This window comes from Mesorhizobium sp. PL10 (assembly GCF_053714315.1).
The window spans coordinates 1-11931 of sequence record NZ_JBSKBR010000058.1 but is presented as its reverse complement, the minus strand read 5'-3'; the positions used below and the strand labels follow the sequence as shown (position 1 = coordinate 11931).

The 11931-nt window shown below is 61.3% G+C and carries 10 protein-coding genes and 1 pseudogene; all 11 read right to left on the bottom strand.

Annotated features, from left to right (window positions below; translation table 11 throughout):
- Nucleotides 1-140: 140 nt before the first annotated feature.
- Entirely contained in the window at nt 141-854 is a 714-nt protein-coding gene (locus ACWGTO_RS31790) for a hypothetical protein (protein ID WP_454578701.1), read from the bottom strand.
- Between the two features lie 304 nt (nt 855-1158).
- Entirely contained in the window at nt 1159-1551 is a 393-nt protein-coding gene (gene cyoD, locus ACWGTO_RS31785) for a cytochrome o ubiquinol oxidase subunit IV (protein WP_454578700.1), read from the bottom strand.
- Nucleotides 1548-2180: a cytochrome (ubi)quinol oxidase subunit III gene (locus tag ACWGTO_RS31780; RefSeq protein WP_454578699.1), complete on the bottom strand. Its 633-nt coding sequence runs from the start codon at nt 2178-2180 to the stop codon at nt 1548-1550. Before ACWGTO_RS31780 ends, cyoD begins: the two co-directional genes overlap by 4 nt.
- Entirely contained in the window at nt 2177-4165 is a 1989-nt protein-coding gene (gene cyoB / locus ACWGTO_RS31775) for a cytochrome o ubiquinol oxidase subunit I (protein WP_454578698.1), read from the bottom strand. The genes ACWGTO_RS31780 and cyoB overlap by 4 nt, the downstream gene beginning before the upstream one ends.
- The gene (gene cyoA / locus ACWGTO_RS31770) at nt 4162-5040 is read right to left on the bottom strand and encodes a ubiquinol oxidase subunit II (RefSeq protein ID WP_454578697.1); all 879 of its coding nucleotides are present in this window, start codon (nt 5038-5040) and stop codon (nt 4162-4164) included. The genes cyoB and cyoA overlap by 4 nt, the downstream gene beginning before the upstream one ends.
- A gap of 1 nt (nt 5041) precedes the next feature.
- The gene (locus ACWGTO_RS31765) at nt 5042-6070 is read right to left on the bottom strand and encodes a heme o synthase (RefSeq protein ID WP_454578696.1); all 1029 of its coding nucleotides are present in this window, start codon (nt 6068-6070) and stop codon (nt 5042-5044) included.
- A 288-nt stretch (nt 6071-6358) separates the two neighbouring features.
- Nucleotides 6359-8620, bottom strand: a complete 2262-nt coding sequence (locus ACWGTO_RS31760) for a molybdopterin cofactor-binding domain-containing protein (protein WP_454578695.1) — start codon at nt 8618-8620, stop codon at nt 6359-6361.
- The gene (locus ACWGTO_RS31755; RefSeq protein ID WP_454578702.1) at nt 8613-9086 is read right to left on the bottom strand and encodes a (2Fe-2S)-binding protein; all 474 of its coding nucleotides are present in this window, start codon (nt 9084-9086) and stop codon (nt 8613-8615) included. Before ACWGTO_RS31755 ends, ACWGTO_RS31760 begins: the two co-directional genes overlap by 8 nt.
- 15 nt (nt 9087-9101) lie before the next feature.
- Nucleotides 9102-10400 (bottom strand): c-type cytochrome, encoded by a 1299-nt coding sequence (locus tag ACWGTO_RS31750; protein WP_454578694.1) that lies wholly within the window; start codon nt 10398-10400, stop codon nt 9102-9104.
- Nucleotides 10401-10760: 360 nt separating this feature from the next.
- Nucleotides 10761-10979 (bottom strand): hypothetical protein, encoded by a 219-nt coding sequence (locus ACWGTO_RS31745; protein ID WP_454578693.1) that lies wholly within the window; start codon nt 10977-10979, stop codon nt 10761-10763.
- A 773-nt stretch (nt 10980-11752) separates the two neighbouring features.
- Nucleotides 11753-11931 (bottom strand): annotated as a pseudogene (locus tag ACWGTO_RS31740) (5-aminolevulinate synthase); the annotation flags it as partial.

Genomic DNA, 11931 nt, shown 5'->3' with positions numbered 1-11931 from the left:
TGCCTTGGGTCTACATCCGGGCTCCCGAGCTTAAGGCCGTGGCCTGAGAACAGCGCTTACCATTCACTGGCGATGTTGCCGCATGAACGTGTGGCAGCGGTTGGGAACGGTTTGATGCCGCCCGGGCGGCTGCAGCCGGGTCACACCAGACGAACATTACTTATGTCGATTGAGACCATCAGGAGGTCAAACACCGGCCGGTTGTCCGGCCCGCGCGCGTATGCGCGGCGGCGCGTCGGCAGCCGGATCCCGTCCGCCTCCACATAGTCCCCCGTCAACTGGGCCGCAAGCATGCCGCCGGCGACGTCCACCTGATAGTCATGGCGGCGTAGCATGCGGTCGCGTCCGAAGTAGAAATCCTGGTATCGGCTGTGTGAGACCATCGTTCCCGGGAGCCAGGCGCGCAGGATGCGCCATTCCTCCTCCTCCTCATGCCATGGCTCGCGCTCCACCACTTTGACCCCATCCATGCCAAGCAGGAAGGGAGTGTTGAGATACGTCCACATCGCATAGCCGTTGAAATGCGCCCGATGGAGCGGCCCCCAGGGCGTGCCGAGCCCATGCCCCGAAAACAGGGCGGCAAAATCACGGCTCTCAGCAACAACCGATCCGTCGAGATTTTCGATTGCCACTCGATCGGGTGTGAAACTGGTCCGTCGACCCGGAGCGCCGAACGGGACGACCGATGCGCGTTCTTCATGGAGCGACGCAGTCATCCGCCTTACGGTTGGGTCAGTCGCGAGCCCCTTGAGCGCGAACAGTCCGCCGGTAGTGACGATGTCCGCTTCTATCTTCTCGAACCCCGCGCGGCGACTGCCGCCATGCACCTCGATGACTTCATCCAGAAATGCCATGGTCGTTCCTTCTCATCTCTACGCAGCAAACGGAATATTCAGGTTGGGAGAAGCGGATGTCGGTCGTCCGGTGGTCGTCTATCCGTGGATCGGCTGCGGTCAGTGTCTAGCCTGCCTGGCCGGCGCGACAACCAATGCCCAGTGCCGCGTTCGATAGGCGTGCAGCTGGGCGGCCATGCAGAGAAGGTGGTGGTGCGTGAGCCTAAGCTGTGACCCAAGGGGGGTGCGCCGCAAATCTACACCTGTCGCAGCTAAAGTGCGGATATGTGGACCCATATGACGCGGCTAGTATCACCTCCCGTGGTCAGTGCTGCATGTGCAAATCCATTGCCTCGGGCGACAGTATCATATTGTCGTTGAGGTTCGTCATGATCCATAGCGACCCGGCAATCATGAGGAAGACGACCAGAACGCCGAACGCGAGCGCAAGCACGTTGTTGGTGTTGTCGGGGGCGGTCGTGATGTGCAGGAAGAAAACGAGATGAACTCCCATCTGGGCGATGGCGAGGACGACAAGTCCCAGGGCAACGCCCGGTCCCCACAGGAGCGACGTATTGGCAACCCAGAATGACGTGGCCGTCAGAATCACGGCCAGGAGCATTCCGATCGTGTAGATGAGGGAGCCGGATACCTCGACAGGCACCTCGGCTGGTGCCGGCTTGTCTCCCGGTGCACGATCGTAGCGGGCTTCCGTCATGGCGCGATTCCGATCAGATAAACCACAGTGAATAGCCCAACCCAAATTATGTCCAGCGCGTGCCAGAAGAGGGCGAAGCAGAGCAGCCTTCGCTGGACATTTGCACGGAAGTCTTTGACGGCCACCTGCACCATCATGACCACCAACCAAATCAGCCCGGCAGTGACATGCAGCCCATGGCAACCGACAAGCGCAAAGAAAGCGGAAAGAAAGGCACTGCGTTGAGGGGTCGCTCCCTGGGCGATCATGCTGGCGAACTCGCGTAGTTCCAACCCTAGGAAAGCGGCCCCAAGCACGAATGTCGCGAGAGCAGCCAAATAGGTGGCGGCATGACGTCGCGAGCCGATTGCCAGCGACATCAGTCCGCACGTGTAGCTCGAAGCAAGAAGGCAAGCAGTTTGGATCGCGAGGCTAACTTGGTTGAATAGTTGGGCGCCGGTCGGCCCACCTGCGGCGGCGTGTACGAGGATTGCATAAGCCGCAAAAAATGCCGAGAACATGACGATGTCGCTCAGCAGGAAGATCCAGAAGCCGTAGGCAACCACGATCCGCTTGGGAGCGGGCCCAGCTTCGCTCGAAGGGGCAAATGCCTCATGGTCGGCGTCATAAGGAGCCACAGCGACGCTCATAGGACAACCTCCGCCCGGTAAGCGCGATCGAACTGAGCAATCGTCTCAGCAGGTATCCCGAGCTCCTCCTTCTCGCGGAATGCGAACGCGAGGAATGTGACGAACACGCCGAGCAGGCCCACAGCGGCCAACCACCAGATGTGCCAGATCAGGGCGAAGCCGGTGACCACGGCAAAAAAGGCGTTGACGAATCCCACCGGACTGTTCGTTGGCATCTCGATCGGCTCGTACTTGCGCGCTTGGGCTGGCTTATGAGGGTTCGTGCCCGCGAGCGCTTTCGCCGCCCAGTAGGCGTCTCTCTCGGTGACGCGAGGCAGGACTGCAAAATTCCAGACTGGCGGCGGCGATGGTGTTGACCATTCCAGCGTTCGGCCGTTCCAGGGATCCCCCGTGACGTCGCGGAGCTCTTCGCGATGACGAATCGACACGATGAACTGGACGATCTGGCAGCCGATTCCCGCGAAAATGATGATTGCACCAGCCTCGGCGACAAACAGCCACGGCTGCCATGAGACGACGTCGTAATGCTGCAGGCGCCGCGTCATGCCCATCAGGCCGACCACGTAGAGAGGCATAAATGCGAGATGGAAGCCGATGAACCAGCACCAGAACGCACGTCGGCCCCAGCGTTCGTCCAGCATGAAGCCGAACGCCTTGGGGAACCAGTATATGTAGCCGGCGAAGGCACCGAACACGACACCCGGGATGATGACATGGTGAAAGTGGGCGACGAGGAAGAGACTGTTGTGCACCTGCCAGTCGACAGGGGGCACAGCCAGCAGCACGCCGGTCAGGCCGCCCAGGACGAACGTCACCATGAAGCCGAGTGTCCACAGGACCGGCACTGAAAAGCGGATACGACCGCCATACATGGTGAACAGCCAGTTGAAGATTTTGACCCCGGTCGGCACGCCGATGATCATGCTGGCGACGCCGAAGACGGCATTGACGCTTGCGCTGGCTCCCATCGTAAAGAAGTGATGCAGCCAGACCATCATTGAGAGAACGCAAATCGCCATGGTCGCAGCAACCATCGAGCGGTACCCGAACAGCGGCTTCCCCGAGAAGGTGGCGCTCACCTCCGAGAAAATTCCGAATGCCGGTAGGACGAGGATGTAGACTTCGGGGTGGCCCCACATCCAGAACAGGTTCACGTACATCATTGGATTGCCGCCGGCATCGAGCGAGAAAAAGTGGAAGCCGAGGTAACGGTCGAGCAGCAGCATCGCGAACGTGGCAGTCAGGATTGGAAAGACCGCGACAATCATCAGGTTCGAGGCGAGCGCGGTCCAGCAAAACACCGGCATCCGCATGTAGCCCATTCCCGGTGCCCGCGTTTTGAGAATAGTGGTGACGAAATTTATCCCTGTCAGGAGCGTCCCAATGCCGGAAATCTGTAGCGACCAGAGGTAATAGTCGACGCCGACGCCGGGCGAGAACTGCAATTCGCTGAGCGGAGGATAAGCGACCCAACCTGTCTTCGCGAACTCACCGATCACCAGCGAGAGGTTGATCAAAAGGATGCCTGATGCCGTGAGCCATAGGCTCACTGAGTTCAATGTCGGGAACGCCACATCGCGGATACCGAGTTGCAGAGGAACTGCGAAATTCATCAGCCCGATCACGAGCGGCATCGCCACGAAGAAGATCATTATCGTGCCGTGCGCCGTAAAGATCTGGTCGAAATGCTCCGGCGGTAGGTAGCCTTGCGCACCGCCCGCCGCGACCGCCTGCTGGGTTCGCATCATGATCCCATCTGCGAAGCCGCGCACCAGCATAAGCAACGCCAGCACGAGATACATGACGCCGATGCGCTTGTGGTCGACGGATGTGATCCACTCCCGCCACAGGTCAGGCACGTAACCCTTCAGAGAGACCCACCCTAAGACAACGACGATGACCAGGCCCACAACGCCTGCCGTAACCATGATGATCGGTTCGTTGAAAGGGATTGCGTCCCATGTGAGATTACCAAGGAGGTTCATTTTTCTGCCCTCTGTGAAGCCGGGAGAACCAACCGCGATGCCTGTTGGGGTGTCGACCGGGAGCTCACGATGCCTTCAAACAGATCGGGAGCGACGCCGCGATAGCTGAAGGGAGTGACCGCTTTGCTCGGCTTGGCCAGGTCCGCATAGGTCTGCGCGTCGAGCACAGGGCCTGTGGTGCGCGTGTCGCCCACCCATTGTGCAAATCTCTCGGCAGGAATCACGTCGACCTTGAAGTACATGTCGGAAAATCCCGCGCCGCTATAATTTGCTGACAGTCCCCGATACGTTCCGGTCTGATCGGCCTGTAAATTGAGGCGTGTCTCCATCCCGGCCATCGTGTAGATTTGGCCGCCCAGCTGCGGCACGAAAAAACTGTTCATCACGCCCGACGAGGTCAGCTCAAAGCTGATCGGCGTGCCAACGGGGATCGTCAGGTGATTGACGGTCGCGACGCCCTCATCGGGGTAAACGAAGAGCCATTTCCAATCGAGCGAGACGACCTGAATCCTGACAGGCTTGATCGCGGAAGCGATCGGCTTCGGCGGATCGAGGTCATATGAGCTGAGCCAGGTGACGCCGCCTACCAGAAATACGGTCATGATAGGGATCGACCAAACGAGCAGCTCCAGGCGCCCGGAATAGACAAAATCCGGCATGTGGCGCGCACGTTTGTTGGACGAGCGAAACCAATAGGCCGTGCCCAGTGTAGCGAGGATCGTAGGGATCACGATCGCCAGCATGATTCCGGTTGAGTTGAGCATGATGAGCCGCTCGGCCGCGGTGATCGGCCCTTTGGGATCGAGCACGCCTCCCGAGCAACCGCCGAGCGCAGCGGCGATGCCAAACAAAGCGATTGGCGTGGCATACCGCATGTCAGATCCTCTCTGGCTTGGCTCGGGCGGAGCTACGCGTGATGCAGAGAGGAGTATCTATGGGCACGATGGCAGGCGGAACGGCGCTCGAGGAGCTTTTGAGCGATCGATCCCCGCCGTTGCCCACCAAGAGAGCGGCGAACACCAAAAACAGGTACAGGATGGAAAACGCGAACAGGCGATGTGCATGCCGTCGATCGCTCTCACCGCTCCGGACCAATCTCAGCGCGAGCGCAATGAGCGTCGCTCCGCAGACGGCGGCGGTCGCACCATAGGTTGCGTCGGCAAACCCAAGCGCCCACGGCAGCAGGGAGACCGGGAGCAGCGGAACGCTGTAGATCAAGATTTGTCGCTTGGTCTCGGCTCCGCCGGCCACGACCGGCAGCATCGGCACACCGGCACGGGCATATTCGTCGGCGCGATTGAGCGACAGCGCCCAGAAATGAGGCGGCGTCCAAAGGAACACGATGAAGAATAACACAATCGGCGCGAGCGCGATCCCATTGCTTGCCGCCGCCCAGCCGATTACTGGCGGAAGTGCGCCGGCAGCGCCGCCGATCACAATGTTCTGCGGCGTGCTTCGCTTGAGCCACATTGTGTAGACGACAACGTAGAAGAAGATCGCAAAGGCGAGCAGCGCCGCAGCCTTAAGATTGAGCTCGACAGCAAGAACTGCGACGGCACTGCTTGCGAGGATGAGACCGAATGCCAGTGCCTCCAGGCGCGACACCACCCCGCGGGGAATTGGTCGCCCAGCGGCACGAGCCATCACCGCATCGATATCTGCGTCATACCACATGTTGAGCACGCCTGCGGCTCCTGCCCCGGCGGCGATTGCGAGAATTGCAACGACCTCAAGGAGTGGATCGAGGAGAGTCGGTGCGATCATCAATCCGACAAGCGCGGTAAACACTGCCAGCACCATCACGCGCGGCTTCATCATCAACGCGATGAAGTCCGGCAGTCGCTCCGCCAAACTCGGTGGTGAAGCCAACCGGAGGCGCGATAAGGGAATCGCGGTGGTCTTCATGTTCGCTATCTCGCATTCGCAACGGGTGTTGCGGCTTTGTCGATAACTACCGCGCCGGGCCTGAAAGCGTGAGTAAAGGCTGCCAAATCCCTGCAAACTTTCCTAAGGCACAGAACGAATAACCAATAATCTGCGACGGGGATGGTGCGTGTGCGCTGGCTGGGCGGCACCGCGATCAGCTTCGCCCACTGTCTATCGGAGAAAACGAGAAGAAAGCCGACCGCGCGAACTAACTCGCAGGAATTGCACAATGAAGCGACGCGCGTCCCCTGCCGCTACATCACCGCCCTATGACGCGAGTGCCTTGAGCACAGCGGCCGGCCGGATCGGCAAGTGTCGCAACCGAACCCCGGTCGCCGCAAAAATGGCATTGCCAATCGCAGGTGCGACGACCGTCGTGCCAGGCTCGCCGAGGCCAACGGGAACCTCGATGCTTTCGATGAACTCGATGTCGAGTTGAGGCACGTCGCCGATACGCAATGGCGTATAGGTGTCGAGATTCGTGTCCTTCACTTCGCCATTGACGAACTCAGTTCCCTCATAAAGGGCCATGCTGAGGCCCCACAAGGCACTGCCTTCGACTTGTGCGAGAGCGCCGTCCGGATGAACGAGAGTACCAGCGTCGACAACGATCGAGAGCTTTTCAACTGCAACATCGCCACTAGAGCGGTTGACGTGGACACGTGCGACGCAAGCAACCCAGGTGGGCATCGAACGTGCCTGACCGAATGTGGTGGCAATGCCGAGCGCTGTGTCCCTGGGCTTTGGGGTGCCCCACCCGGCCTTTTCCGCGGCGCGTTGGAGGACCGCTGCCTGACGCTTCGCTCCGCCCACCGAACTTGGTGCTGCCCCGGCATTGCGGCCGGAGCCATCCAACAGCTCTAGGCGGAATGCGACAGGGTCTGCGCGGGCCATCGCCGCGGCTTCATCCATGAAGGTCTCAACCGCCCAATTGGTCCAGCCGGGCCCAACTGCGCGAAGGTAGCCTGGGCGAAACGCGCGATGGGCAAGGTCGTTCTGGAGCGCGCGGACGCGCTGCGCACCCACGCTGTACCAATGGTCGGCGCCGTCGATGGCAAATGGATCGTACGGGCTTCCATCGGGCGCCTTTGGCAACGCGGGTGGCGGCACATAGACGGCTGTCGGCCAGCCAGCAGATGCGTGATGCTCCATCGCCGCCACCTTACCCTGCGCATCGAATGCCAGCCGCAGTGTCTGGATCGACGGCGAGCGGAAACCATCGAAGCGCATGTCGTCGGGACGTGTCAGCACAAGCTTTACTGGCTTGCCAAGAGCCTTGGCGGCGAGCGCGGCGGGGACCGCGTAATCGCCGTGGAGCCTACGCCCGAAGCCCCCGCCAATAAGGTAGGTGCGCATGATGATACGCTCCTGCGGCATGCGGAGCGCTTGAGCAAGCACAGGCAGGAAGAGGCTCTGCCATTGATTTCCGGTGTGGATTTCGAAGCGGCCGTCTTTCTCAAACGCGAGCGCGTTCACAGGCTCGAGTTGAGCATGAAGAACGCTTGCGGTGGTGTACGTCCGCTCAAGGGTGGAGCCAGCTGCGCGAAAGGCCGCATCGACCCCCGGGTCGTCAACCAAGAGCGCACCGCCGCGCGGTTCGGCAATCTGCTTGGCTCCATAGTCGAGGATGTCTTGCTCGGAGAACTCGCCGCCGTCACCCGCAGCCCAATCAACCTTGACGAGTTCGGCGGCGCGGATCGCCGCCGGATAGGATGTTGCGCACACCACGACCCATCCCGGAACCGTGTTGGAGGGGTCTTCTAGTACGATGCTGGTAAGATAGCCCTTCACCTGCTTCGCCGCGGAATCGTCAACCGCACGGACCACCGAACCGTTGCGGGTCGGGGGGATCTTCGGCCGGGCATAGACCATGCCCTCGACGGTCGCATCGATCCCATAACGCGCCGTGCCGTTGATCTTCGCCGGGATGTCCAGCGCATCGGCCTTTTTTCCGATCAGCCGCCGTTCCAAGGCCGGCTTGATCGGCAACTGCGCGAGTTCATCTGGCGTAAATTTTCGCGTCGGCTCGCCGCTGCTAACGATCTGGCCGTAGGAGATTGATTGATTTGCCACAAACACCGCGCCCTGACGCGCCACGCATTGCGAGGGGCTCACGCCGAGCAGTTTGGCGCCTGCGTCGATGAAAGCAATTCGGCCGGCGGCGCCGGCGCGGCTGTACACAGGGAAATCCTGCCACACCGAATGACTGCCGCCTGTCAGCATGTATCCCCACTTGGGATCGGTATCGACCGCCGACATGCGCACGTTGTTCCAGTCGACTTCCAGTTCGTCAGCGACGATACGGGCGACAGCCGTGCCTATGTGCTGGCCCATTTCCCCGCGAGTGACGTTCACGGTCACGATGCCGCTGCGGTCGACGCTGTACCAAATAGTGGGTTCGAAGGGAGCCGACCCCGATTCGTCCGCGGTGCCCTCTCCCGCCGCGAAACCGAACGTCACGGCCGTCCCCGCCAAACCGACCAGGAAAGCACGGCGCGAAAGCGGGATCTGATCACGCAGCTTACTCATCAGCGGAAACCTTCCGTGGCTGCGCAGCGGCCTGTTTGATTGCCTTGCGGATGCGAATGTATGTCATGCAGCGGCAAAGGTTTCCGGCCATCACGGCATCGATGTCCTGATCGGACGGTGACGGAAAGTCGTTGAGCAACGAGACCGCCTGCATGATCTGGCCCGACTGGCAGTAACCGCATTGAGGGACCTGAAGGTCGGCCCAAGCCTTCTGCACCGGATGCCGGCCCTCGGGATCGAGTCCTTCGATGGTGGTGACCTTCGCACCGGCGACGCTGGCCAGCGGCGTTATGCAGGAGCGCGTCGGCCGGCCACCAATGTGAACCGTGCACGCGCCACACATGCCGATACCGCAACCGAACTTCGTTCCGGTGAGGCCGATGACGTCGCGGATCACCCATAACAAAGGCGTGTCGTCCTCGGCATCGACGTTCACCGCCTGGCCGTTGATGTTAAACGAGGTCATATCGATCTCCACGGATCAATTCGCTGCGAGACTCTGCCGGCGGATCGCCGCGATCTTCGTCGCGAGGTCCGGCCAGGGTGGAAGGTCCGTTCGCGTGCGCCGCAGGTATGCCGCGATACGCGCGACGTCGGCATCGCCAAGAGCGCCGCCGAAAGCTGGCATGACGACGCCCGGCATTCCCTCCTGGGCACTGATGCCGCGCAGGATGACCTGGATCAGATTGCTGGGGTCGGGAAGGTGCACCGCGCTGTTGAGCGCGAGGTCAGGCCGCACAGCGAGCGGCGCGCTGCCTGCGTTGTAATGGCAGGACGCGCAGGCGGCCGTGTAGAGGCGCGTGTCTGGATCGGACTGCTCGCCCGATTTGGCCGATGCGCTAGACATCGCCAGACTCACCGCGCCGGAGGCGTATGGCATCCGGTCCGCCGCCTTGTCGAGATCGGCAAAATATGTCGCGATCGCGAGGACGTCCGAGTCCGGCAGCGCGCCAAGCCATTGCACGACTGGAAACATCGGCCCCGCAGCAGTTCCATGCAGCTTGCTCACACCCGTGCGCAGGTAGTCGTAGAGTTCCTCACGCGTCCAGGGCGCGGGAGCGGGATTGTCAGCCGTCAATGGCGGCGCGTCCCAGTTGTCAATCACTGCTCCGCCGTAAGCGTTACCTGACTTCTCCGCTCCAAGCAGGTTGCGCGGCGTATGGCAGGCGCCGCAATGGCTCAAACCCAGCGCAAGATAGGCGCCGCGGTTCCACTCCGCACTCTTGTCTGCATCGGGCTCGAAACGACCCGGCCTGAAGAACAGCAGCTTCCAGCCTGCCTGCAGATAGCGGATGTTGAACGGGAACGAGATGCCGCTCGGCCGCGCCGGCGCGTGAACGGGCGTGAGGGTCATGAAGTAGGCGTAGAGCGCCCGCACGTCGTCGTCAGAAAGCTTGGTGAAATGGTCGTACGTGAACACTGGAAAGAGATGCGAGCCGTCGCGTGAGACGCCTTCATGCATCGCGCGACGGAAGGCCCCCTCCGACCAGGCACCGATGCCAGTCTCCGGATCGGGCGTGATGTTGGTGGAATAGAGCGTGCCAAATGGAGTTGCGAACGCGAAGCCGCCCGCGAATGTCTGCCCGCCTTTGGTCGTGTGACACTCCGCGCAATAGCCGCCGCCCGCGAGGACTTCGCCCTTCGCAACCAGCTCCGCTGCGAAGCCGCCCGGAGCCGGCGCCGGGACCGGAGCAATGGCCGGGCGCCACGCCAACACGCCAAATCCCGCCAACCCGAGACATCCGAGAGCGACGACGACGATGAGCAGCTTCTTGAACACGGTGCCTCCGAGGCGCGCCATGTGTTTCCACTTTGGTACGTCATGAGGGGCCGGCCGCATAAGTAAAAACTGGCAAAGAACACCAAATCGATGCGACGCGACTGCGTCCGGGACCAGGCAGGTAAGGCCCATGCCGCGATCTGATTCGGGTCGCGCTACACCCGCAATCAGCCCTCAGGCTGTCTTTCAGCGCGACTTCTGAACTGGCATGCAAACTTTGGACGCCGATCCGGGGTCAGTTTTGCAAGCCGATTGCCAGCCAGCAACTGTGCTGCCCAAAAGTTGCCCGATATGTCAGATGTCCGGGCAACTTTGTCCTATCAATTGGGCAGACTGTCCGGTCGCCCTTGCCGTCAGGACTTACCTCAAAAGTCCGGGTGGTGCCTTTTTCCCCGGCACGCCGCGGCGACCCATCTCGAAGCCTGTTTCGTGCAGCGCACGCCTGTAGCTGTTGTCGAACGGGCTCTTGGCCTCGACAGTGAAATCGGTCGGGGTGTCTATGAGGTTGTAGTCGATGCCGTCGCGCTTGGCGATCGCATAGAGCCGATGGAGATCACCGATGCCTTGCGTCTTTATCAACGAAGAGACCGCCTTTTCGGCAATATCCGCCAGGGTAGCCCTGACGATGGCTGGGCTCCGGCGTCGTGCGGCCGTTGCGGATTATATAGAGCCGCGCCTTGATCCTGGTGTGGGACGTCCGGTTGAGCTCGCGCAGCGTGAGACCGGCTGGCATCAGGAAGACTTCCGTGGTTGTGCCGCCATCCACATGCATTTCATGGTAGGTCTTGCCCGCAGCGGTGTTACCTCCAGGCGCACCGGCGGAAAGATGCCGGGAATGGACGTGGACGCCAGGATGACCTCCTTGATGAGCTTCAAACGGCCGGCAAGACTCCGGCCCCGAAGGCGCCGCTGCTGCCGCCGCCTGAGCGCGTAAGCGCGTTGAGTTGATCTAGGTCTATGGATCGGTCGGTTTTGGCCGCCCTCACTCGCTGATTGTGAAATAGGGCAAGCCGTTCGGCCGGGTAGCTTGCGTAGAGATCACCCCAGACGCGTATATCGCTCGGATATCCGCTCACCTGGGCCGTTGCCATGTCCTTTGCAGGAACGCCATCGCGCGAATGCACTGCAATGCAGGCCGTAGGCTGTATCGCGGACAGGCAAAAGACGATGAGCCTCAGCCAGCCTTCAGCCGGTTGAAGTCCCGCATCGCCACGTTGTCGAGGGAACGAATGCAGGTGACGGCTGCCAATCCGACGTGACGCATACGCCGACCCTCTCTGCGCGAAAAGGAATTGACTGCACCATTGAATCCGATACTGCGGCTTGTATCGAGTCCGGCAATAACCAACCTCTCACCCGCCGGCGGCGGCAAAAAAGATGTCGGTGCGGCGAGAAACGCGCTCACTCGTCGCCGCACCCTCTAGCGGCAGATCGAGCGCATCCCATGTCTCGACCAGCGCGTCCTGCAGGCCCGCAATCAGTGCATCGGTATGGAACGGCGTCGGCGTAATGCGCAGCCGCTCGGTGCCGC